This is a genomic window from Pseudomonas sp. MWU12-2020, assembly GCF_023100605.1.
Taxonomy (GTDB): Bacteria; Pseudomonadota; Gammaproteobacteria; order Pseudomonadales; family Pseudomonadaceae; genus Aquipseudomonas; species Aquipseudomonas fluorescens_H.
In genome coordinates, this window is the sequence record NZ_JALMEX010000003.1 from 63,072 (window position 1) to 85,210 (window position 22,139).

The following is a 22,139-nucleotide window of genomic DNA, read 5'->3' on the forward strand; positions in this document are numbered from 1 at the left end:
ATCAGATAACGCCGGCACGCTTCCAGCTCAGATAGCGGTTCACCAGCCCCGTGCTCAACTCGCCGGGGCGCACATCCAGTACCTGCACGCCGTGAGCGGCCAGGCGCTCATGCAGTTCGGCCCGGGCATTGAGGTAGTCCACGGTGCCGCAGTAGGCGAGGGCTTCGGGCAGCGTCTGAACCGGGGAATTGCGCACGCGGTCGAGGGTTTCCTCGCGCAGACTGACCACCAGCACTTGATGCTGCTGGCTCAGACGTTTGACGCTGGCGAGCAGATCTTCGTCGTCCTCGTCACGCAGGTTGGTCAGCAGAATGATCAGCGCCCGGCGCTTCTGGCGGGCCAACAGATGATGGGTCGCCGTTGAATAGTCAGCAGGACGCTGACTGCTGTCGAGATCGTAGACGGCATTGAGCAGGACCTTGAGCTGACTGGAACCCTTGATCGGCGCCAGATAACGCGGTTGATCGACGGCGAACGTGCACAACCCCACCGCATCGCCCTGGCGCAGTGCCACGTGGCTGAGCAGCAGGCAAGCGTTGAGCGCATGGTCGAAATGCGCCAGCTCGTCATCCTGACTGCGCATGCGTCGGCCGCAGTCGAGCAGGAACATGATCTGCTGGTCGCGCTCGTCCTCGTACTCGCGCGCAATCGGCGTGCGCTGGCGGGCGGTGGCTTTCCAGTCGATCTGGCGCAGGCTGTCGCCTTCGCGGAATTCACGCAGCTGATGAAACTCCTGGCCCTGGCCACGACGCTGGCGTTGACGTACGCCGAGCTGGCTCAGCCAGTTGTCCACCGCCAGCAATTGCCCGCCGTAGAGCTTTGCAAAGTCCGGGTAGACGCGGATATCACTGCTCACTTCCAGCAGGCGTCGGCCTGTCCACAAGCCGAAGGGGCTGGGCAGATTGATTTCGCAATGCCCGAAGGTGAAGTGACCGCGCTTGAGCGGACGCAAGCGGTAGCCGACCTCGCTGAATTGTCCGGGTTGCAGCTCGACCGGGAGCGGCAGGTTTTCGAAACTCAGACCCTGTGGCACGTGGTCGAACATCTTCAACGCGACCGGCTCAGTGAAATCGTGACTGACCTGCAGCCGTACTTCACTCCAGCGACCCAGTGCCAGACTGCCGGGCATCTGGCGTTTGATCCGCGGCGAGGGCAAGTGCCTGAGGCGTAACGCATCGATGATCGCCAGCACCAGCAGAGCCAGGAGCAAGCCCCAGTTGATCGCCGAAAGGCTGGCGGGGGTCGGGATGTCGAGCGCCTGCACGGTGCCCAGCAGCGTGCCGCCGGCCAGCAGAACAGCGAGCCAGATCAGCAGCAGGCGTGACGGTTTCACAGGCGCGGCGCCGGCACTTGGTCGAGCAATTGCTGCAGCACCTGATCGACCGGCAGACCTTCGATGTCCAGTTCCGGCGCAACCCGCACGCGATGGCGCAGCACTGCCAGCGCGCAGCCCTTGATGTCATCGGGAATCACGAACTCGCCGCCGCGCAGCAACGCCCGGGCGCGGGCGCAACGCACCAGCGCAATCGAGGCACGCGGCCCGGCACCGAGGGTCAGGCCTGGCCAGGAGCGGGTGCTGCGCGCCAGGCGCACCGCGTAATCCAGCACTTGATCGTCGATCGGCAAGTCGCTGGCGATGCGTTGCAGGGCTTGCACGTCCTTGGCCTGCAACACGGTGCGCAGCGGCTGCACGTCGAGCATGTCGGCGCGGGTCGAGCGGCTGACCTGACGCACCATGTTCAGCTCTTGCTCGGCCTCCGGGTAATCCATACGCACCTTGAGCATGAAGCGGTCGAGCTCGGCTTCCGGCAATGGATAAGTGCCTTCCTGCTCGATCGGGTTCTGGGTGGCGAGCACCATGAACGGCTGGGCGATCGGCAGCGCCCGGCCTTCGAGGGTGACCTGGCGCTCCTGCATCGCTTCGAGCAACGCCGCCTGGGTTTTTGCCGGGGCGCGATTGATCTCGTCGGCCAGCAGCAAGTTGGTGAACAGCGGCCCTTTACGCAGCTTGAACTGCTCGGTGTGCAGGTCGTATACCGCGTGGCCGGTGACGTCGCTGGGCATCAGGTCCGGGGTGAACTGGATGCGCGCGAACTCGCCGCCGAAACAACGTGCCAGCGCCCGCACCAGCAAGGTCTTGCCCAGCCCCGGAACGCCTTCGAGCAGCACGTGGCCGCCGGCGATCAGCGCGCTCAGCACATCGTCGATCACGCTGTTCTGGCCGATCAGGGCCTTCTGCAATTCGCCGCGCACCGCTTGCGCCAACTGGCTGGCACGCTGGCGTTGCTGGGCGGCGTGGCTGGCGCTGCCGGGCTCGATCTGTTCACTCATAGCGTGTTCCTCAAGGTTTGCAGGTGGGCCACCTGGCGACTGAAATCAGCGCTGCTCATGCGCTGTTTCGACACCGGGCTCAGGGCCTGGCTGATGGCGCGGGTCGGCTGACGGGTCAGGCGCGACAGCACCAGCCATTGCTCGGCCACGTTCAATTGGTCGAAACCGGGATACCGGCGGCGGGCGCGGCGCAGCACGTCCTGTTGCAGGGCTTGCAACAGCGTGTGCTGACCGTTGTGGCGCAGGATGAAATCGGCACTGGCGCGCAGGTGTTCCTGCAACTGGCGACGGCCACGCTGAGCGCGTGCCTGCAAAGGCCCGTGGCGCACACCGAGGTGCCACAGGGCCAGACCGATCAGCGCCAGCAGGGCGACGATGGCTTGCGGGAAGTAACGCCAGAGCAAGCTCGGCAGCCCCTCGTGTAGCGTGTTGAAAATCAGCGTGACGTCGGTGTCGGCGCTCAGGTACCAGAGCAGCCAGGCGTTGTCGTGTTTGCTGATGGCCGGGGTCTTCCACAGCTCGGCATCGGTGACCACGGTGACCGAGCCGAGGCCGTACGCCAGTTGCATCATGTGCGTGGCCTTGGCGCTGTTGGCCCAGGCCTGGGCGAGATTCTTCGGGTCTTCCAGATGGAACGCGGTGTCGAAACCGGCGTAGGCCGGCGCGTCCTCGTCTTCCAGATAAAGTTTGGTCAGGTTCGGGTACGGATCATCGGCCAGTTCCGCCGGCGGCTCCTTGAGATCCTTGCTCAGGGACTGGTGCAACTGCACCCGGTCCAGCAACAGGTCAGCGCTTTGTCTGGCCTGCTCATCCCACAGGGCTTCGGCGACGAACACCAGGCGCCCACCGGCGCGCGCCCAGTTCAATACCTGATCGACCTGCCGCGGGGTCATGCGCGAACGTTCGCCGAACAACAGCAGGGTGTGCCGACGCGGATCAATGTCGGGCAGCACCGCCAGCGTTTCGGCGTGGCCGACGTTGAGGCCGCGCTCGCGCAAAAACATTTCCGCCGCCAGATAAGGATTGGCCTGTGCCTGGGGCGATGGGCCGTGATCGATCACTTCCTGATAGGGCCGCGCCTTGAGGTACAGATAAACGCTCAACGCCGCGAGCAGGACGACAATCAGCCCGCCGAGCAGCCACGCGTTGCGCCGGTTCAAGCGCGCGCTCCCTGCTCGAACAAGGCGCGCCAGCCGTCACACAGTTCCTGTTGCAGATGTGCCGCCGGCACGCGGTGCCCGTAGGCCATGTTCTGCCAGTGCAGCGTCAGGGTGCGACTGAACGCCAGCAGTTCAGGGCGCTGCAATTGCTCGACCCGCAGCAGCACCTGATGCTCGGTGTCGGCAGGTTTCAAGGTCAGGGCAAAATCCTGGAGCAGACGGCTGAGCAAGCCGCGATAGAGCAGGCCCAGCGCCGCGCGCGGCTGGGTCTGCCAGAGTTGTTCGGCGCTGGCGGCGATGTCGTCGGGCAAGGATTGCGGGGTCAGGTCCAGACCAAATGCTTGTTGCGGCGCAGGTGGCCTGACGCGGGTGGGCAACTTCGCCCGGCGACTGACGAAGGTGCGCAGAAACTCGCGATAGCGCCAGATCAGCCAGCCGACGGCCGTGAGCAACGCGCCCCACAGCAGCACCTCGATCAACACCGCCAAGGCATTGAAGCGTTGACCGTCGAGCCAGCCGAGCAGGGTTTTCAGCCATTGCGGTGGCTCGCCGGGTTTGCCCTCGGCCGGGGTGGCCGGGTCGTCGCCAAAGCGGTAGCGGGTCACGCTTTCCTTGTTCTTGAACGGCGGTTGTTCGAGCAGCGCCTTGATGCTGTCGTGCGCAGCCTGACTGGTCAGCGGTTGGTGCAGCAGGCGTGGCGCCTCCGGGGCGTTGGCCGGGGCATCCGCCCACACCGATGGCACCGCCGGCAGCCACAGACAGACCGCCAGCAGCAGACCCAGAGCGCTGCTGTTCAAACGCTGGCGCAAACGACGGAATACCAACTCGATGTCCCACGCTTCCAGTGCGGTGCGCCGGTTCAGATACAGACTGAAACCGCAGGCGACATAAATCGGTTCCCAGACCACCAGCACCAGGGCGTAGAAGGCGTTGGTCAGGTGTTCCAGCAAACGCCAATGATGATCGGCGTCGAGGATCAGCGATTGCCAGTCCCAGTCGGTTTCAATCTGCTGTGGCAGCAGCATGTAGAACAGCACCATCAGGCCGATCCACAGCGCGGTCTCCAGATGCATGCCGATGATCGTCAGCCATTGCGCGGCGCCGGCATTGCGTTGCAGCAACACCTGCAAGCGTTGCTGGCGAGCGGTGCCGTCGAGGCCTTCGAGTTGCACCACCGGCAGCAGAAAGCTTCGACTCAGGCTCAGGCGGCGCCAGGTCAGGCTGGCCAGCAGTTGTGGTTTGAGCTGCCGCGGAAATTCGCGCAGGGCCTGTTTCAGAGTGGGCGTTTCGCCGAACAGGGCCTTGGACAGGATGTACAGCGGCAGGCGTTCGTAGGCCGGTTTCAGCCACCAGAAAATCAGTATCGCCAGCGACGGCGAATCCCACAGCAGCAGACTGAGCACGACGAACAGCGGCAGGGTGACGATGGCCCAACTGGTCATCAGCAGCCGACGATGCTGCTGGCTCATGAGCACGCCCAGGTCCATGGCTTCCCAGGTGCTGCGCGGGCGGATCGCTACAGTGGCATCACTCAGGCGCATGGCGGGTCCTTCCGGCGAACAGCAGATAGGCCGCCACGGCGATCCACAACGCGGCACCGACCGCATATTTGATCGGCGGTGTAACCCCGGTCCGCGACGACCAGTACGCTTCGATGAACGCCGCGATCAGCAGGAACAGCATGACCCCGCACACCAGCAGCACGCTTGTGTGCGCGGCGGTTTTCAGTGCTTCACCGCGCGTCAGGCGTCCGGGCGCGATCAACGCCCAGCCGAGTTTCAGGCCGGCGGCACCCGCCAGGGCAATGGCGCTCAGCTCGAAAGCCCCGTGGCCGATCACGAACGACCAGAACGTCTGCCCGAAACCGATTTCAGTCAGATGCCCGGCCACCGCACCGATGATCAAGCCGTTATAGAGCAGGAAAAACGCGCTGCCCACGCCCAGCAGCAAACCGCTGGCGAAGGTCTGGAAGGCGATGCCGATGTTGTGCATCACGTAGTAGCCGAACATCACCCAGTCTTCACTGGCTGCCCGTTCGGCCGAACGCCCGAGGTGCCCGGCCACCGGGTCGTACATGCTCTGCATCTCGCGCACCTGTTCGGCGGGGATAAGGTTGTAGACCAGTTCAGGAAAGGCATACACCAGCAAGGCAAAACCGATCAGGCTGCCGAAAAACACCAGGCCGGCGGCCAGCACAAAGGGCCATTCGGCGCGCACCAGCCGGGGGAAGTCAGCGAGGATGAAACCCAGCAGGTTGGCGCCGAAGCGGCTGCGGTGCCGGTAAAGCTGCTGATGGCCGCGCAACACCAGTTGTTGCAGCGAGTCGGTCAGAAAACTGCTGTAGCCGCGCTCCTGTGCCAGCGCCAGATGCTGGCAGAGGCGTCGATAAGCCTTGGGGAAAGTGGCCACTTGCGAGGTGTCCTTGCCATGTTCGAGGCGTTCGAGCGCCAGCGTGAAGCGCTCCCATTCGGCCTTGTGGCGAGTTTCGAAAAGACTCTGCTTCATGTCGGCCCCAACAAGCCGCGGGCGATACCGTTGAGTTCGCTGACCGCTTTGGGCGCCGAGATGTGCAGCGGCTGGGCGAGCAGAGCGGCCAGCTCGTTGACCCGCGCTGGCGACAGTTCGCCCTGGCGTTCGGCGAAGGCGAGCAGGGCGCGTTGTTCGCTGAGGGTGAGCGGGACGGGCGAGCGACGCGGCTGGGCGTCGGGCAGTTGCGGGCGTGCGAGTGGGCGTTCGCTGTAGACCACCAGGGTGCCGGCGGCGATGTCGCCCAGGCGTTTGAAGGTCGGGTGCTGCAGGCAACTGATCGCCCCGAGGAAATAACCGAACGGCAGCAGGTCGACGAAACGCAACAGGTTGCGCAGCAGCGAGGCCGACCAGCCGATCGGTGTGCCGTCATCGTGAATCACCCGCAGGCCCATCCATTGCTTGCCCGGCGAACGGCCCTGACGCAGCACTTCGAACAGCACCATGTACCACCAACTGACGGCAAACAGCAGCAGCGAACCCAGGCCCATGCCGAGCTGACCGAGAAACGCCAGCAACAGGAACAGCACGCCGAGGATGGCTCCGCGAATGCCCAGGTCGATGCCGAAGGCGAGGCTGCGCACCATCAGGCCGGCCGGGCGCAACGGCAGGTCGATGCCCTCCGGGGTTTCCACTTGATAGCGGCTATCGAGTGGCGGGTTCAGCGGTGCTTTCCGTGGCGCTGCTGTGTTCTCGAGCATGGGCTACCTGATGGGGCCGGATCGGGAGGCGAGGTCTGTCCGATGCTAGCAGCCTCTTGGGGGAAAACGACATCACTATGTATTGCACATCGTGTGGTGCGCGCGGGTTGAATGACACAGCGCTGGCCGCGATGCGGGTTCAACGCCTAGACTTTGCCGATCTTCAGTTCAGGAACCGCCCGTGACTTCAATCTTCTGGTACGACTACGAAACCACCGGCATCAATCCGCGCAACGACCGCCCGCTGCAGGTCGCCGGGATTCGCACCGACCACGACCTCAATGAAATCGACGAACCGGTCAACCTCTACTGCCAGCCCAGCGAAGACATCCTGCCGCACCCGGCGGCCTGCGCGATCACCGGCATTACCCCGGGGCAACTCGCCGAGCACGGCCTGAGCGAAGCCGATTTCATGACCCGTGTGCATGCACAACTGGCGGCGCCCGGCACTTGCGGCGCGGGTTACAACACCTTGCGTTTCGACGACGAGATGACCCGCTACAGCCTGTACCGCAACTTCTTCGACCCGTATGCCCGCGAGTGGCAGGGCGGCAACAGTCGCTGGGACCTGATCGATGTGGTGCGTGCCGCGTATGCGTTGCGCCCGGATGGCCTGGTCTGGCCGACCGATGACGAAGGCAAGGTCACCCTCAAGCTCGAACGTCTGACGGCCGCCAACCATATCGACCATGGGCATGCGCACGAAGCACTGTCGGACGTGCGCGCCACCATCGCGCTGGCGCGGTTGATCCGCGAGAAACAGCCGAAGTTGTATGACTGGCTGTTTCAACTGCGCAGCAAGCAGAAGGTCATGGATCAGATTCGTCTGTTGCAGCCGCTGGTGCATATCTCCGGACGCTTTTCGGCGGCGCGGCACTATGTCGGTGTGGTGCTGCCATTGGCCTGGCATCCGCGCAATCGCAATGCGCTGATCGTCTGTGACCTGCACCTTGATCCGCAAGGCTTGCTGGATCTGGACGCCGAAACCCTGCGCCAGCGCCTGTACACCCGCCGCGACGACCTCGCCGAGAGTGAACTGCCGGTGCCGCTGAAACTGATTCACATCAATCGCTGCCCGGTGGTGGCGCCGTTGTCGGTATTGCGCGCCGACGATCAGCAGCGCCTGGGCCTGGACATGGCGCTGTATCAGGCACGTGCGCTGCGGCTAAGTGACGCACAACAAGTATGGAAAGATAAAGTCGCGGCGATTTACGCCAGCGAAGACTTCACGCCGAGCGAAGATCCGGAACAGCAGTTGTACGATGGATTTATCGGTGATCGTGACCGGCGTCTATGTGAGCAAGTGAGGACGGCGGATCCGGCACAATTAGCGCAAGAACACTGGCCGTTCGATGATGAACGTCTGCCGGAATTACTCTTTCGATATCGCGCACGCAACTTTCCCGATACGTTGAATTCCGAGGAGCAAGAACGCTGGAGAATATTCTGTCAGCAGCGTTTGTCCGAGCCGCAAATGGGCGCGCCTAATACCCTGCAATCTTTTGCCGAGGCCGCGCAGCAATGGGCGCTTAGTGCTACGCCGATACAGAATCAAGTGCTCAATGAGTGGCAGAATTATGTCGAGGCATTGCGCAAACGTTTGAATCTTTGAAATCGAACATAGTGTGCCCATGAAATGCCGGGCATAAAAAAACGCCAGCGTATGCTGGCGTTTTTCATGGGCCGCAGAATCAGTCTGCGGCAGGCGTTGCGGCTTAGCCCAGCAGGGTAGCCCAGCCTTCAACCACGTCACCGCCCCACTTGGCTTTCCACTCTTTCAGAGTCTTGTGGTTGCCACCTTTGGTTTCGATGACTTCGCCGTTGTGCGGGTTTTTGTATTGTTTAACTTTGCGCGCGCGCTTGGTGCCGGTAGTTTTTACTGCGGCGCCACGGGTGCCTTTGGTTTTCGATTCCGGATCCAGCAGGGCGATGATGTCACGCAGGGACTTGGAGTATTCGCCCATCAGGGTGCGCAGTTTGCCTTCGAATTCCAGCTCGGCTTGCAGTTTGTCGTCTTGCGACAGGTTCTTCAAACGGGCTTGCAGCTCTTTGATTGCTTCTTCGGTGGCGCGATATTCGTTGATCAAGGACATGGTAACTACCTTATGCGGATGTGTTGAATGGCAGGGGACAGTGCCGCAATAATAGTCAGGCTGTTTCATCAAGTAAACATTTAACCGGATTTTTTATTTGAATTAGTTACGTGAAATAACCGGTAAATTGAATGGTCATTTAAATAATGTGATGCATTCATCACGATTATTCACAATTATCTGCTCGAACAGCGTCACGGCAGTGCCATCACATTGGCGCGCCGGACGATCGGACGCCTTGAGTCGCGCCGTCTCGGGGGAATCGGTCATCAATACTGCAGTTTCCGCGCGCAGTCGCTAGAATGGCCGCCTTTGCGAAGTTCTGGAGTTTTTCCCCCATGCGCACCTTTCGGTTGGTGATTTCCTGCCCTGACCGCGTTGGCATCGTTGCCAAAGTCAGTAACTTTCTGGCATCCCACAACGGTTGGATCACCGAAGCGAGCCACCACTCGGATAATCAGAACGGCTGGTTCTTCATGCGTCACGAGATCCGTGCCGATTCGCTGCCGTTCGGTATTGAAGTACTGCGCGAGAAGTTTGCGCCGATCGCCGAAGAGTTCTCGATGGACTGGCGCATTACCGATACCGAGCAGAAGAAACGCGTAGTGCTGATGGCCAGCCGCGAATCCCACTGCCTGGCCGACTTGCTGCACCGCTGGCACAGCGACGAGCTCGATTGCGAAATCTCCTGCGTGATTTCCAACCACAATGACCTGCGCAGCATGGTCGAGTGGCACGGCATTCCTTATTACCATGTCCCGGTCAACCCGCAGGACAAGGAGCCGGCGTTCGCCGAGGTGTCGCGTCTGGTCAAGCAGCACGACGCCGAAGTGGTGGTGCTGGCGCGCTACATGCAGATCCTGCCGCCTGCGCTGTGCCGCGAATACGCACACAAGGTGATCAACATTCACCACAGCTTCCTGCCGTCGTTCGTCGGTGCCAAGCCGTACCATCAGGCGTCGCTGCGCGGCGTGAAGCTGATCGGCGCGACCTGCCACTACGTGACCGAAGAGCTGGATGCCGGCCCGATCATCGAGCAGGACGTGGTACGCGTCAGCCACAGCGACAGCATCGAAGACATGGTGCGTTTCGGCCGTGACGTCGAGAAGATGGTGTTGGCCCGTGGTCTGCGCTATCACCTCGAAGACCGCGTGCTGGTGCACGGCAACAAGACCGTGGTGTTCTGATCGGTCTGAAAGTCTGCGGTTGAAAAATCAAGGGTCTGGGCGTTCAATCGTCCAGACCCTTTTTCATTTCATCCCTGAGGAACTGCCCATGAGCGATCCACTGGACAAAGCCACTTCCAAAGCGCCGGCCACCGTGGGTGAGGGGTGTCTGAGCAGATATGATCCCGAAGACATGACGCCGGAGGACGGGACAGAGTTTCCCGGGGCTGCCGAGTTATGGGAGCAAATGAAGGAACAGCTGGACGAACCTAAGAAGCCTGTCTGACTTTCATCAATTTCTTGAGCAACGGTCGTCCCAGCATCAGCACAAACACCGGGCCACCCACCAGCAGATAGAAATAGAACGTCACTGCCCGCCAGATCAGGATTGCCGCCGCCGCTGTGGATTTGCCGACCATTGGCGCCAGCAGTGCCGCCGAGGTCAATTCCGCCGCGCCTGCGCCACCCGGCAATAGCGTGAACTGGCCCGCGCCCAGCGACAGCATCTGCACCAGAAAGCTCCAGGCCCACTGCAAGTCCGCACCCAGCCCGCGCAGCGCCAGATACAGCACGCTGTAACGCAGCAGCCAATGCACGCACGTCAACGCAAACACTTTGCTCAAGGTCTGCCACGGCAATTTCAGGGTATCGGTGAACGCTGCAAGAAAGTGCAAGAGCTTGCGCGCCCAGCGTCGGCGGGTGCTGTGTTCGACGTTCATGCGGGCCAACAGGCGCCCGCTCAGGCGAATCAGCGCGCGATGATAGCGCGCCAACAGCGCGCAACCGATCAGACCGCCGAATAACGACACGGCACTGACCATCAGCAGCCATTCCATACGGTCGCTCAGGTGCTGGAACAGCGCGTAGATCAGAATCGCGCTCAAGGCGCAGAGAAAGAACAGCAGATCGCTCAACTGATCCATCGCAAACACCGCGCTGCCCCGCGCCGGGCGCACCCCGCAACGGGCCAGCAGGGCCATGATGGTCAGCGGACCGCCGCTGCCACCGGGGGTGGCGCAATAGGCAAACTCGGCGGCCATCACCACCCCGAGACTCTTCAGCGGTGAGACGCGATCTCGTTGATCGCCCAGTAACAGCCGCAAGCGCAGGGTGTTGATACCCCAGCAGAGCAGGATCATGCCGAACAGCACCAGCAGCCATGGCAGCGGAAAGCTTTGCAGGCGCGACCAGATTTCATTGCCACCGAGCAGCAGCGGAATCAGCAGCGCCGCGAGCAGGCCGATCAACAACAGAATGCCGCGGCTCATGCGGCGTGCCCGAGTTGCCCGCGCTGTTGCGCCAGCCAGTCAATCTTGGTCATCGGCACGCGTCCTTCGGCGAGCAGGCGTTTGAGGGTTTGCAGCCAGTAGTTTCGCGAGTAACGGTAGCGCATATCCACCGGGTGCAGGCCGAGGCGAATCACCGGGGCCTGACGCCAGCGCTGCTCGCGTTGGTCGCTGAGGACTTTCGACAGGCCACGACGCCAGGCGCTGCGGGCGCTCCACACCAGACCGGGAGCATCGATCGAGGTGAAATCCGGCAGGCAATAAAGATGCTGCGGATCGCTGGTGTAGTGCAACGGCAACTCGCGCAAGGCCTGGCGCGTACCCTCGCTCATCAGCCAGGCCGGGGCGACGAAACCGTGTAATGGCCAGTCGTAGCGCTGGAACAACTCGATACCGGCACGCAGTCGCGCAAGTGCGGCTTCGCGGGACAGGTGATAGAACTCGCCTTCGTGGGTGTAGATCCGGCGCATGAACCAGTCGCGGGGCGTGGTCGGTGCCGGCTCGCGGTCGTCATGGTAAAAACCGTGCAAGGCCAGTTCATCGCCACCGGCCACCCGCTCGCCGAGCCTGCGACAGAACGCCGGATGCGCTTCAAGAGCATCGCGCCCATGGAAATTCGGTACCACCAGCCAGGTCATCGGCACGCCGCCCAGCGCATCGACGGCTTCGACGAATGGCTGATAATCCGCCCACGTCGACGGTGCTACGTCGTGCAGCACCAGCAACACGGCGCGGCGGTTCAGGGGATCAGCCATTGGCCACCCGAGGCCAGGAATGGCCGAGGACCGCGTGATAATGACCGAGCAGGCTGTCGACCACACTGTCCCAGGAATAATGCCGTTCGACGTGTTGCCGCGCCTGCTGGCCGAGGTTCACGCAGCCGCGACTGAACAGTTCGCGCACGGCATTGGCCATGGCTTGTGGGTTGTTCGGTGCACACAGCAAGCCGCAGTCCTGGTTGATGATTTCCTCGAACGCCCCGGCCGCCACTGCGACCACCGGAATCCCGCAGGCCATGGCTTCGAGGATCACCAGACCGAAGGTTTCCTGATCGCCGGCATGCAGCAGGGCGTCGGCGCTGGCCATTAATCGCGCCACGGTGGCGGCCGGGCAGAACCCGTCGATCACGCTGACATTGTCCGGGACCACGGCGGGCATCGATGAGCCGACCAGCAACAGGTGATAGCGCGGGCCGAGGCGTCGCATGCATTTGAGCAGCACCGGCAGGTTCTTCTCTTTGGAGCCGCGCCCGGCAAAGATCAGCAGACGGGTGTCTTCGGCAATCCCCAGTTCGGCGCGCAAACCGTTGTCGCGGGCGTCGGGGTGAAAGGTTTGCAGATCCACCCCCAGTGGCTGCACGAAGACATTGCGCACCCCCAGCCCGGTGAGTTTGTCGGCCATGACCTGGCTCGGCGCCAGCACCCGGTCGAAATTGCCGTAGAGTTTGGTGACATACGCCTCGACATTCGGCGTGACCCAATGGCCCATGCGGTTGCTGACCAACAGCGGCAGATCCGAGTGATAAAAGCCGATCACCGGCACATCCAGTTGGCGCCGTGCATCCAGCGCTGCCCAGGCAGTCAGGTACGGGTCGCCGACTTCGATCAGGTCGGGCTGCAAATCCTGCAGGACATTGCGCCACGGCGCCAGACGCAGCGGGAAGCGATAGCCTTTGCCAAACGGCAGTGCAGGCGCGGGCACCGTGTAGACGCCATCGTGTTCACTAAAGTGTGCGCCGGGGATCAGCAGGCTGTGGCGAATGCCCGGTTTGACGCCCAGCCGACGATGCTTGGCGTCCAGATAGGTGCGTACGCCGCCGCTGGCCGGGGCGTAGAACATGGTGATGTCGGCGATGTGCACAATGACGAACCCTCCGCTGTGTTGCTCTCCCTTGGTTGACCTTTATCCAGAATAGATGTTCGGTCGGGATTGCGCGGGGGGAGTGTCAGTGAGGGGTTGTGGTGTTTGACAGGATGCCTTCGCGAGCAAGCCCGCTCCCACAGTGGTTTTTGGTGGAACTCACAATGTGTGAACACCGAAGATCCAATGTAGGAGCGGGCTTGCTCGCGAAGAGGCCAGTGGCAGCGCCTTAAATTCTGAAGCTACCGACCAACTGCTTCAGACGCGAAGCCTGCTGTTCCAGATCCGAGCAAGCGCGCAAGGTTGCCTGCAGGTTCTCGACGCCTTCCTGGTTCAGCGTGTTGATCTCGGTGATGTCGACGTTGATCGACTCGACCACCGCGGTCTGTTCCTCGGTCGCGGTCGCTACCGACTGGTTCATCCCGTCGATCTCGCCGATGCGCTGGGTCACGCTGTTGAGGCGTTCGCCAGCGAGGTTGGCGATTTCCACGCTGTCCTGGCTGTGGCGCTGACTGTCGCTCATGGTGCTCACCGATTCACGGGCGCCGACCTGCAGCTCCTCGATCATGGTCTGCACCTGCTGCGCCGATTCCTGGGTGCGGTGCGCCAGGTTGCGCACTTCGTCGGCGACCACGGCAAAGCCGCGTCCGGCCTCACCGGCACGCGCCGCTTCGATCGCGGCGTTGAGCGCCAGCAGGTTGGTCTGCTGGGAGATGCTGGTGATCACTTCCAGAATCTGCCCGATGTTCACGGTTTTGCTGTTCAGCGACTCGATGTTGCTGCTGGAGGCGCTGAGCATGCTCGACAGTTGATTCATCGCCTTGATGCTGCGATCCACCACTTGCTGGCCGTCTTCGGCGAGGCCGCGAGCGTCACTGGCCTGGTTCGACGCTTGCGCGGCGTTGCGGGCGATTTCCTGGGCGGCGGCGCCCAGTTGATTGATCGCGGCGGCGACGCTGCTGGTGCGCGAGGCTTGCTGATCGGAGTTGTACATCGACGAGTTGGACGCCGCGACCACTCGCAGCGCGACCTCGTTGACTTGCCCGGTGGCCGACGACACTTCGCGGATCGAGCCGTGAATACGCTCGACGAAACGGTTGAATGCGGTACCCAGCACACCGAATTCATCGTTATTGACGATGGTCAGGCGCTTGGTCAGGTCGCCTTCACCGTCAGCGATGTCTTCCATGGCGCGGGTCATGACGTGCAGTGGCTGGATCAGCAGGCGAATCAGCATGCCCAGCAGCGCGATGATGATGACCACCGCAATCACCGTGGCAATCACCGCCGAGGTGCGGAACTCACTGAGCATCGAGAAGGCTTTGTCCTTGTCCACCGACAAACCGATGTACCAGTTGACCGACGGCAGGCCTTTGATCGGGGTGAAGCTGACGATGCGAGTCTTGCCATCGACGGTGATTTCACTGAAGTCGCTGCTGATGCGCGGGGTGTCCTGCGGATAGGCTTCTTTCAGTGATTTCATCACCAGTGCCTTGTCCGGGTGCACCAGGATCTTGCCGTCGGCGCTGACCAGGAACGCGTAGCCCATGCCGGAGAAGTCCCGGGCGGTGAGGGTGTCGACCAGGGTTTGCAGGCTCAGGTCACCGCCGACCACGCCAACGCTCTGGCCGGCCTTTTTCGAGGCGGTGGCGATGGAGATGATCAACTGCCCGGTGGCGGCGTCGATGTACGGTTCGGTCAGGGTCGACGCGCTGCTGCTCTCGGCCCCTTTGTACCAAGGGCGCACCCGTGGATCGAAACCGTCCGGCATCTTTACGTCCGGGCGGATGGTGAAGTGACCCGTGGCATCGCCCAGGTAAGTGGCCATGAACGTCGAGGTCAGGGATTTCTGTTCCAGCAGGCTGGCGACGTTGGCGGGTTCCGGATTGATGGCGATATTCTGGGCGGCGTTCTCGACCAGCAGAATGCGTCCATTGAGCCAGGTCTGGATGTTATCGGCAGTGACTTCGCCCATCTCGTTGAGATAGTTGTTCAAGTCAGCACGGATCGCGTTGCGTTGCAGCCAGTCGTTGTACAGCGTGAACGAGGCGAAAGCGGCGATGACGATCAGGGCGGCGGCAAGCAAAATTTTATGGCTGAAGCGCAGATTTTTGTTCATGGCTTGGGGTTCCGCTAAGGTCTTAATGTCCTGGGCGTGCTTTTATAAAGGCGCGCAATATGGGCAAGGGTGAAACAAACTGATATTTCCGACTCTCCTTAGGGAAATGTCCGACCGACTTTTCAGTCAGGTTCTCGCCTTTATCTATCGGCCATACCGGATTAAAGATTAACCATAGGTGACAAAATGCCTGACACATCGCAACTCGTTATCGGCGCCGATCTGGCGGGGCAACCGATTGCTCAGGCCATGCGCCTGGCGAACCGCCACGGGCTGATCGCCGGTGCGACCGGGACCGGCAAGACCGTGACTTTGCAGCGTCTTGCCGAAGCGTTCAGTGATGCCGGCGTCGCGGTGTTCGCCGCTGACATCAAGGGCGATCTGTGTGGCCTGGGCGCTGCCGGCAATCCGCAGGGCAAGGTGGCCGAGCGCATCGCCGGCATGCCTTGGCTCGATTACAAGCCGCAGGCCTATCCGGTGACGTTGTGGGACATTCACGGCGAATCCGGTCATCCGTTGCGCACCACGTTGAGTGAAATGGGCCCGTTGCTGATCGGCAGCCTGCTGGAGCTGACCGACAGCCAGCAGGCCGCGCTGTACGCGGCCTTTAAAGTAGCGGACCGCGAAGGCCTGTTGCTGCTGGACCTGAAAGACCTCAAGGCGCTGCTCAATCACCTCAAGGACAACCCGCAGCTGCTCGGCGAAGACGCCGCGCTGATGACCACCGGTTCCAGTCAGGCGCTGTTGCGTCGGCTGGCGACTCTGGAGCAGCAGGGCGCTGAAGCCTTGTTCGGCGAACCGGCGCTGCAACTGGAAGACATTCTGCAACCGGCCGCCGATGGCCGTGGGCGCATTCATCTGCTCGATGCCAGCCGCCTGGTCCACGAAGCGCCGAAGGTCTACGCGACGTTCCTGCTGTGGCTGCTGGCCGAGTTGTTCGAGCAGCTGCCGGAGCGCGGCGATGCCGACAAACCGCTGCTGGCGCTGTTCTTCGATGAGGCGCACCTGTTGTTCGGCGATACGCCCAAGGCGTTGCAGGATCGGCTTGAGCAAGTAGTGCGATTGATCCGCTCCAAGGGCGTCGGGGTGTATTTCGTTACTCAGTCGCCGAGTGATTTGCCGGACAGCGTGCTGGCGCAACTCGGTCTGCGGATCCAGCACGGCTTGCGCGCGTTCACTGCCAAGGAACAGAAATCCCTGCGTGCGGTGGCGGATGGTTTTCGGCCAAATCCAGCGTTCGACACCTTGTCGGTGCTGACGGAGCTCGGCATCGGCGAAGCGTTGGTCGGTACGCTTGCCGAGAAGGGCACACCGGAAATGGTCCAGCGTGTGCTGGTGGCACCGCCGCAATCGCGGATCGGGCCGTTGAGCGAAACCGAGCGCACGATGCTGATCGCCGGTTCGCCGTTCAAGGGCCGTTATGACAAGCCGATCGATCGTGAGTCGGCGTACGAAATCCTGATGGGCCGCAAGGATCTGGCGCCGCCGGCAGAAACACCGGCCGGCAAGCCGGCAGCCGAGGAACCGAGCCTGGCCGATCGTGCCGGGGAGTTTCTGGGGACGGCGGCGGGGCAAGCGCTGAAGTCGGCGATGCGCCAGGCGGCGAATAATCTGGGTAAACAACTGGTGCGCGGCTTGATGGGCTCGTTGCTCGGTGGCAGCAAACGGCGTTGAGCCAAACTGTGGGAGCGGGCTTGCTCGCGAAAGCGGTCTGCCAGTTAACAAGAATGTTGACTGGAAGGACGCCTTCGCGAGCAAGCCCGCTCCCACATTGGATAAGTGGCAGTTTTCTGGATTGAGATCAGGATTTGTCTTTGGCGTGTGCCGCCAGGCGCTCAAGTGCCGCACGCAGGCCTGGATCGCTGATCCCGTCCGCTGTTGACTGAATGGTCTGCGCGGCATCCGTCGACAGATCCATCGAGTGTCCGCTTGCCCGGCGCTGGACCAGCGGCGGTTGCACGCGGAACTGGATGCGCGTCAGGTTGGCGAATTCTTCGAACAGTTGCAGTTGGCGTTGCAGGCGTTTTTGCTGGTAGCGCAGGCGCGTCGCCCAGTGCCCGTCAGTCACCACCAGCGTCAATTGGCCTTCGCGCCACTTGGCTACGTGGCAATGTTCGCGGGCGGCAGGTTGCAGCTGGCTTTCGAGCAGGCGCTGCAGATGCCCCAGGCGTTGGGCGTGGCCGAGCAGAGCCTTGAGAGGTTTGGCTTCGCGAAGCAGAGCGGCGGGTGCCCTGGCTGTAAGGGGGCGAAATGCCATGTTCGAACACCTGAAGTAACAGAAGCGCCATGGTAGCAGAAAGCAACGGAACCACTCGCCCATTGCTTTTGTCCCTGCTTTACCCATTAAATCAACGACTAACTTCGTCCCTTGATGGGTTGAAGTTGAGCAAAACGCCCTTATTTTAAGTGAGCCCCGTCAAAGCGCAGTGCCAGCATCGTGGAATATCGCCACTTTCCTCACCACCGTTTCCGGGTAGAATGCTCGTTCGCATGCGGCCATGAGGGCTGCACGGGCGACTCACGGGGCCGCCCTCCATCCCTTTAGTGTGGAAGATCCTGCCGATATGTTTGCGCCTTTGTTAAAGAAACTTTTTGGAAGCAAGAACGAGCGTGAAGTCAAACGCATGCTCAAGACGGTGCAGCTCGTCAATGCCTTCGAAGAGCAAATGGTGGCCCTTTCGGACGATCAATTGCGCGCCAAGACCAATGAGTTCAAGGCCCGTATCGCCAAAGGGGAATCCCTCGACAAGCTGTTGCCTGAAGCCTTCGCGGTCGCCCGTGAAGCGGGCAAGCGCGTCATGGGCATGCGCCACTTCGACGTCCAGTTGATCGGCGGCATGACCTTGCATGAAGGCATGATTGCCGAAATGCGTACCGGTGAGGGTAAAACCCTCGTGGCAACCCTGGGCGTTTACCTCAACGCGCTGTCCGGCAAGGGCGTGCACGTTGTGACCGTGAACGACTACCTGGCCCGCCGTGACGCCAACTGGATGCGTCCGCTCTACGAATTCCTCGGCCTGACCGTTGGCGTCGTGACGCCGTTCCAGCCGCCGGAAGAAAAGCGCGCCGCCTACGCTGCCGACATCACCTACGGTACCAACAACGAATTCGGGTTCGACTACCTGCGCGACAACATGGCGTTCAGCATGGAAGAGAAATTCCAGCGCGAACTCAATTTTGCCGTGATCGACGAAGTCGACTCCATCCTCATCGACGAAGCCCGTACCCCGCTGATCATTTCCGGTCAGGCCGAGGACAGTTCCAAGCTGTACATGGAGATCAACAAACTGATCCCGCAGCTGGAACTGCATGTGGAAGAAGTCGAAGGCCAGGTCACCAAGGCCGGTCACTACACCATCGACGAGAAGACCCGTCAGGTCGAACTCAACGAAGCCGGTCACCAGTTCATCGAAGAAATGCTCACCGGCGTCGGCCTGCTGGCCGAAGGCGAGAGCCTGTACTCGGCGCATAACCTGGGTCTGCTGACCCACGTCTACTCGGGTCTGCGTGCGCACAAGCTGTTCCATCGCAACGTCGAATACATCGTGCAGGACGGCCAGGTCGTGCTGGTCGACGAACACACCGGTCGTACCATGCCGGGTCGTCGTCTGTCCGAAGGCCTGCACCAGGCCATCGAAGCCAAGGAAGGTCTGAACATTCAGGCCGAGAGCCAGACCCTGGCCTCGACCACGTTCCAGAACTACTTCCGTCTGTACACCAAGCTGTCCGGCATGACCGGTACCGCCGACACCGAAGCGTTCGAATTCCACCAGATCTATGGCCTGCAGGTCATGGTCATTCCGCCGAACAAGCCGTTGGCGCGTAAAGACTACAACGACCTGGTGTTCCTGACCGCCGAAGAGAAATACGCGGCGATCATCAATGACATCAAGGAAGGCATGGCCCAGGGCCGTCCGATTCTGGTGGGTACCGCGACCATCGAAACCTCCGAGCACGTGTCCAACCTGCTCAACAAGGAAGGCATCGAGCACAAGGTACTGAACGCCAAGTTCCACGAAAAAGAAGCCGAGATCATCGCGCAAGCCGGTCGTCCGGGAGCCCTGACCATCGCCACCAACATGGCCGGTCGTGGTACCGACATCCTGCTGGGCGGTAACTGGGAAGTGGAAGTCGCGGCGCTGGAAAATCCGAGCCCCGAGCAGATCGCCCAGATCAAGGCCGACTGGCAGAAGCGTCACCAGCAAGTGCTGGAGTCCGGCGGTCTGCAGGTCATCGCCTCCGAGCGTCATGAATCCCGTCGTATCGACAACCAACTGCGTGGCCGTGCCGGTCGTCAGGGCGACGCCGGTTCCAGCCGCTTCTACCTGTCGCTGGAAGACAGCCTGATGCGCATCTTCGCCTCTGACCGGGTGAAGAACTTCATGAAAGCCCTGGGCATGCAGCCGGGCGAAGCGATCGAGCACCGCATGGTGACCAACGCGATCGAGAAGGCGCAGCGCAAGGTTGAAGGTCGCAACTTCGACATTCGCAAACAACTGCTCGAGTTCGACGACGTCAACAACGAGCAGCGTAAAGTGATCTATCACATGCGCAACACGTTGCTGGCCGCCGACAACATCGGTGAAACCATCGCCGACTTCCGTCAGGACGTGCTCAACGCCACCGTCAGCGCACACATTCCGCCGCAATCGCTGCCAGAGCAGTGGGACGTGGCCGGTCTGGAAGCTTCGCTGGCAAGCGACTTCGGGGTGAAACTGCCGATCCAGCAATGGCTCGACGAAGACGATCACCTGTACGAAGAGACGCTGCGCGAGAAGCTGATGGTCGAGCTGATGGCCGCGTACAACGAGAAAGAAGATCAGGCCGGTGCCGAAGCACTGCGCTCGTTCGAGAAGCAGATCGTCCTGCGCGTTCTCGACGACCTGTGGAAAGACCACCTGTCGACCATGGATCACCTGCGTCACGGCATCCACCTGCGTGGCTACGCCCAGAAGAACCCGAAGCAGGAATACAAGCGCGAGTCGTTCACGCTGTTCTCCGAGCTGCTGGATTCGATCAAGCGCGACTCGATCCGTGTGCTGTCGCACGTTCAGGTTCGCCGCGAAGATCCGGAAGCCGAAGAGCAACGCCTGCGTCAGGAAGCCGAAGCACTGGCCGCCCGCATGCAGTTCGAACACGCCGAGGCCCCTGGTCTGGATCAACCGGAAGTGTTGGGTGAAGAGGTCGATGTGGCCCTCGCCACCGCTCCGGTTCGCAACGAGCAGAAGCTGGGCCGCAACGAACTGTGCTACTGCGGTTCGGGCAAGAAATTCAAGCATTGCCACGGGCAGATCCAGTAAACCCCGTTTCAATCGCTGAAATACCCGCGCCGCGACCGGCTCCTGCCGTCGCGGCGTTTTGCCATTTAATCCGCCGCCTTCTTGTCGAAAACAGCAGGAAGCGGTGCTGACATCATTGAGTAAGGAGCGCATTCATGGCTGTTGGTCTTGGTCCTTTGCCAACGTTGCACCCGGTTGCCGGTTTTGAACTCGGTATTGCCTCGGCCGGCATCAAGCGCCCTGGGCGCAAGGATGTGGTAGTGATGCGCTGCGCCGAAGGTTCGACCGTGGCCGGTGTGTTCACGTTGAACGCCTTTTGCGCCGCGCCGGTGATCCTGGCGAAAAAACGTGTGCAGAACGACGTGCGTTACTTGCTGACCAACACCGGTAACGCCAACGCCGGTACCGGTGAGCCGGGCCTGGCGGCTGCCGAGCGCACCACCGCCAGACTCGCCGAGCTGACCGGTGTCGATGCCAGCCAGATCCTGCCGTACTCCACCGGCGTGATCGGCGAGCCACTGCCGGTCGAGAAGATCGAAGGCGCACTGCAAGCCGCACTGGATGACCTGTCGGAAAACAACTGGGCAGCGGCCGCCACCGGCATCATGACCACCGACACCCTGCCCAAGGGTGCCAGCCGCCAGTTCCAGCATGACGGCGTGACCATCACCGTCACCGGTATCAGCAAAGGTGCAGGCATGATCCGCCCGAACATGGCGACCATGCTCGGCTACATCGCTACCGACGCCAAAGTCTCCCGCGATGTGCTGCACAATCTGATGCTCGACGGTGCGAACAAGTCGTTCAACCGCATCACCATCGATGGCGATACTTCGACCAACGACTGCTGCATGCTGATTGCCACCGGCAAGGCTGCGCTGCCGGAAATCACCCGCGCTGAAGGCGAGCTGTTCAACAAGCTGAAGCAGGCGGTGTTCGAAGTGTGCATGGACGTGGCCCAGGCCATCGTGCGTGACGGCGAAGGCGCGACCAAGTTCGTCACCGTTGAAGTCAACGGCGGCGGCAATCATCAGGAATGCCTGGACGTCGGTTACACCGTGGCCCACTCGCCGCTGATCAAGACCGCGCTGTTCGCCTCCGACCCGAACTGGGGCCGGATTCTGGCCGCTGTCGGCCGTGCCGGTGTGCCGAACCTCGACGTGAGCAAGATCGACGTGTTCCTCGGCGATGTGTGTATTGCCAGCCGTGGCGCGCGCGCAGCGACCTACACTGAGGCGCAAGGCTCGGCGGTGATGCAGCAGGAAGAGATCACTATCCGCATCGAACTGGGTCGCGGCGATTGCAGCGAAACCATCTGGACCACCGACCTGTCGCATGAGTACGTGAAGATCAACGCCGAGTACCGCACCTGATCCAAGACCGGGTCGCTTCTTTCGCGAGCAGGCTCGCTCCCACAGGGGTTTGTGACAACACTATCCAATGTGGGAGTGAGCCTGCTCGCGATGACGTTGTGTCTGGCAATATCAATGTTGAATGTGCCGGCCTCTTCGCGAGCAAGCCCGCTCCCACAGGGTTTTCAGGTGTACACAACCTTTGTGAACGACCGAAATCACTGTGGGAGCGGGCTTGCCCGCGAACGCGTCGGTCCAGTCACTAC

At 61.7% G+C, this 22,139-nt stretch carries 19 protein-coding genes; 6 read left to right on the plus strand and 13 right to left on the minus strand.

Annotation, left to right across the window (positions count from 1 at the left end):
- Nucleotide 1 precedes the first annotated feature (1 nt).
- From M0814_RS07615 to M0814_RS07640, 6 genes are read right to left on the minus strand one after another with little or no spacing between them, the layout of a single operon-like run.
- Nucleotides 2-1,333, minus strand: a complete 1,332-nt coding sequence (locus M0814_RS07615; protein ID WP_103486334.1) for a DUF58 domain-containing protein — start codon at nt 1,331-1,333, stop codon at nt 2-4.
- Nucleotides 1,330-2,331: a MoxR family ATPase gene (locus tag M0814_RS07620; protein WP_103486333.1), complete on the minus strand. Its 1,002-nt coding sequence runs from the start codon at nt 2,329-2,331 to the stop codon at nt 1,330-1,332. The genes M0814_RS07615 and M0814_RS07620 overlap by 4 nt, the downstream gene beginning before the upstream one ends.
- Complete coding sequence (locus M0814_RS07625) at nt 2,328-3,491, minus strand: DUF4350 domain-containing protein (protein WP_103486332.1); 1,164 nt, start codon at nt 3,489-3,491, stop codon at nt 2,328-2,330. The genes M0814_RS07620 and M0814_RS07625 overlap by 4 nt, the downstream gene beginning before the upstream one ends.
- Nucleotides 3,488-5,032: a DUF4129 domain-containing protein gene (locus M0814_RS07630; protein WP_103486331.1), complete on the minus strand. Its 1,545-nt coding sequence runs from the start codon at nt 5,030-5,032 to the stop codon at nt 3,488-3,490. Before M0814_RS07630 ends, M0814_RS07625 begins: the two co-directional genes overlap by 4 nt.
- Entirely contained in the window at nt 5,019-5,996 is a 978-nt protein-coding gene (locus M0814_RS07635) for a stage II sporulation protein M (protein ID WP_103486347.1), read from the minus strand. Before M0814_RS07635 ends, M0814_RS07630 begins: the two co-directional genes overlap by 14 nt.
- Nucleotides 5,993-6,718: an RDD family protein gene (locus M0814_RS07640; RefSeq protein WP_103486330.1), complete on the minus strand. Its 726-nt coding sequence runs from the start codon at nt 6,716-6,718 to the stop codon at nt 5,993-5,995. The genes M0814_RS07635 and M0814_RS07640 overlap by 4 nt, the downstream gene beginning before the upstream one ends.
- 181 nt (nt 6,719-6,899) lie before the next feature.
- Between M0814_RS07640 and sbcB the strand changes: the two genes are divergently transcribed.
- Nucleotides 6,900-8,330: an exodeoxyribonuclease I gene (gene sbcB, locus M0814_RS07645; protein WP_103486329.1), complete on the plus strand. Its 1,431-nt coding sequence runs from the start codon at nt 6,900-6,902 to the stop codon at nt 8,328-8,330.
- Nucleotides 8,331-8,433: 103 nt separating this feature from the next.
- Here sbcB and mvaT read toward each other — a convergent pair whose 3' ends face one another.
- Nucleotides 8,434-8,811, minus strand: a complete 378-nt coding sequence (gene mvaT / locus M0814_RS07650) for a histone-like nucleoid-structuring protein MvaT (RefSeq protein ID WP_003227581.1) — start codon at nt 8,809-8,811, stop codon at nt 8,434-8,436.
- Between the two features lie 135 nt (nt 8,812-8,946).
- The gene (locus M0814_RS29075) at nt 8,947-9,081 is read right to left on the minus strand and encodes a hypothetical protein (RefSeq protein WP_256615953.1); all 135 of its coding nucleotides are present in this window, start codon (nt 9,079-9,081) and stop codon (nt 8,947-8,949) included.
- A gap of 68 nt (nt 9,082-9,149) precedes the next feature.
- Between M0814_RS29075 and purU the strand changes: the two genes are divergently transcribed.
- Together purU and M0814_RS07660 are read left to right on the plus strand one after the other, a co-directional pair.
- Nucleotides 9,150-9,998, plus strand: coding sequence for a formyltetrahydrofolate deformylase (gene purU / locus M0814_RS07655; protein ID WP_003227580.1), 849 nt, complete (start codon nt 9,150-9,152; stop codon nt 9,996-9,998).
- 88 nt (nt 9,999-10,086) lie between these two features.
- Nucleotides 10,087-10,263 (plus strand): hypothetical protein, encoded by a 177-nt coding sequence (locus M0814_RS07660; RefSeq protein ID WP_177434683.1) that lies wholly within the window; start codon nt 10,087-10,089, stop codon nt 10,261-10,263.
- Here the strand turns inward: M0814_RS07660 and M0814_RS07665 are convergent.
- The 4 genes from M0814_RS07665 to M0814_RS07680 form a co-directional block, all read right to left on the minus strand.
- On the minus strand, nt 10,247-11,245 hold the full coding sequence (locus M0814_RS07665) for a lysylphosphatidylglycerol synthase transmembrane domain-containing protein (RefSeq protein ID WP_103486328.1): 999 nt from the start codon (nt 11,243-11,245) through the stop codon (nt 10,247-10,249). The genes M0814_RS07660 and M0814_RS07665 overlap by 17 nt on opposite strands.
- The gene (locus tag M0814_RS07670) at nt 11,242-12,018 is read right to left on the minus strand and encodes a polysaccharide deacetylase family protein (protein WP_103486327.1); all 777 of its coding nucleotides are present in this window, start codon (nt 12,016-12,018) and stop codon (nt 11,242-11,244) included. Before M0814_RS07670 ends, M0814_RS07665 begins: the two co-directional genes overlap by 4 nt.
- Nucleotides 12,011-13,102: a glycosyltransferase family 1 protein gene (locus tag M0814_RS07675; RefSeq protein WP_177434690.1), complete on the minus strand. Its 1,092-nt coding sequence runs from the start codon at nt 13,100-13,102 to the stop codon at nt 12,011-12,013. The genes M0814_RS07670 and M0814_RS07675 overlap by 8 nt, the downstream gene beginning before the upstream one ends.
- A 250-nt stretch (nt 13,103-13,352) precedes the next feature.
- Entirely contained in the window at nt 13,353-15,242 is a 1,890-nt protein-coding gene (locus M0814_RS07680) for a methyl-accepting chemotaxis protein (protein ID WP_003227569.1), read from the minus strand.
- Nucleotides 15,243-15,428: 186 nt separating this feature from the next.
- Here M0814_RS07680 and M0814_RS07685 point away from each other — a divergent pair, with 186 nt between their 5' ends.
- Entirely contained in the window at nt 15,429-16,916 is a 1,488-nt protein-coding gene (locus tag M0814_RS07685) for a helicase HerA-like domain-containing protein (RefSeq protein WP_003227567.1), read from the plus strand.
- Between the two features lie 127 nt (nt 16,917-17,043).
- On the opposite strand, the gene M0814_RS07690 is transcribed toward M0814_RS07685, so the two are convergent.
- On the minus strand, nt 17,044-17,499 hold the full coding sequence (locus M0814_RS07690; RefSeq protein WP_003227565.1) for a DciA family protein: 456 nt from the start codon (nt 17,497-17,499) through the stop codon (nt 17,044-17,046).
- Between the two features lie 307 nt (nt 17,500-17,806).
- Between M0814_RS07690 and secA the strand changes: the two genes are divergently transcribed.
- Both secA and argJ read left to right on the plus strand, forming a co-directional pair.
- The gene (secA, locus tag M0814_RS07695; protein WP_103485168.1) at nt 17,807-20,542 is read left to right on the plus strand and encodes a preprotein translocase subunit SecA; all 2,736 of its coding nucleotides are present in this window, start codon (nt 17,807-17,809) and stop codon (nt 20,540-20,542) included.
- A gap of 134 nt (nt 20,543-20,676) precedes the next feature.
- Nucleotides 20,677-21,894: a bifunctional glutamate N-acetyltransferase/amino-acid acetyltransferase ArgJ gene (argJ, locus tag M0814_RS07700; protein ID WP_103485167.1), complete on the plus strand. Its 1,218-nt coding sequence runs from the start codon at nt 20,677-20,679 to the stop codon at nt 21,892-21,894.
- Nucleotides 21,895-22,139 lie beyond the last annotated feature (245 nt).

Bases quoted from the DNA above. Each gene is read 5' to 3' on its own strand.
- mvaT (WP_003227581.1), bottom strand. From the start codon at position 8,811: ATGTCCTTGATCAACGAATATCGCGCCACCGAAGAAGCAATCAAAGAG.
- purU (WP_003227580.1), top strand. From the start codon at position 9,150: ATGCGCACCTTTCGGTTGGTGATTTCCTGCCCTGACCGCGTTGGCATC.
- M0814_RS07635 (WP_103486347.1), bottom strand. From the start codon at position 5,996: ATGAAGCAGAGTCTTTTCGAAACTCGCCACAAGGCCGAATGGGAGCGC.
- M0814_RS07675 (WP_177434690.1), bottom strand. From the start codon at position 13,102: ATGTTCTACGCCCCGGCCAGCGGCGGCGTACGCACCTATCTGGACGCC.
- M0814_RS07690 (WP_003227565.1), bottom strand. From the start codon at position 17,499: ATGGCATTTCGCCCCCTTACAGCCAGGGCACCCGCCGCTCTGCTTCGC.
- M0814_RS29075 (WP_256615953.1), bottom strand. From the start codon at position 9,081: ATGACCGATTCCCCCGAGACGGCGCGACTCAAGGCGTCCGATCGTCCG.
- M0814_RS07640 (WP_103486330.1), bottom strand. From the start codon at position 6,718: ATGCTCGAGAACACAGCAGCGCCACGGAAAGCACCGCTGAACCCGCCA.
- M0814_RS07680 (WP_003227569.1), bottom strand. From the start codon at position 15,242: ATGAACAAAAATCTGCGCTTCAGCCATAAAATTTTGCTTGCCGCCGCC.
- M0814_RS07685 (WP_003227567.1), top strand. From the start codon at position 15,429: ATGCCTGACACATCGCAACTCGTTATCGGCGCCGATCTGGCGGGGCAA.
- M0814_RS07660 (WP_177434683.1), top strand. From the start codon at position 10,087: ATGAGCGATCCACTGGACAAAGCCACTTCCAAAGCGCCGGCCACCGTG.
- M0814_RS07665 (WP_103486328.1), bottom strand. From the start codon at position 11,245: ATGAGCCGCGGCATTCTGTTGTTGATCGGCCTGCTCGCGGCGCTGCTG.
- M0814_RS07630 (WP_103486331.1), bottom strand. From the start codon at position 5,032: ATGCGCCTGAGTGATGCCACTGTAGCGATCCGCCCGCGCAGCACCTGG.
- argJ (WP_103485167.1), top strand. From the start codon at position 20,677: ATGGCTGTTGGTCTTGGTCCTTTGCCAACGTTGCACCCGGTTGCCGGT.
- M0814_RS07620 (WP_103486333.1), bottom strand. From the start codon at position 2,331: ATGAGTGAACAGATCGAGCCCGGCAGCGCCAGCCACGCCGCCCAGCAA.
- M0814_RS07670 (WP_103486327.1), bottom strand. From the start codon at position 12,018: ATGGCTGATCCCCTGAACCGCCGCGCCGTGTTGCTGGTGCTGCACGAC.
- secA (WP_103485168.1), top strand. From the start codon at position 17,807: ATGTTTGCGCCTTTGTTAAAGAAACTTTTTGGAAGCAAGAACGAGCGT.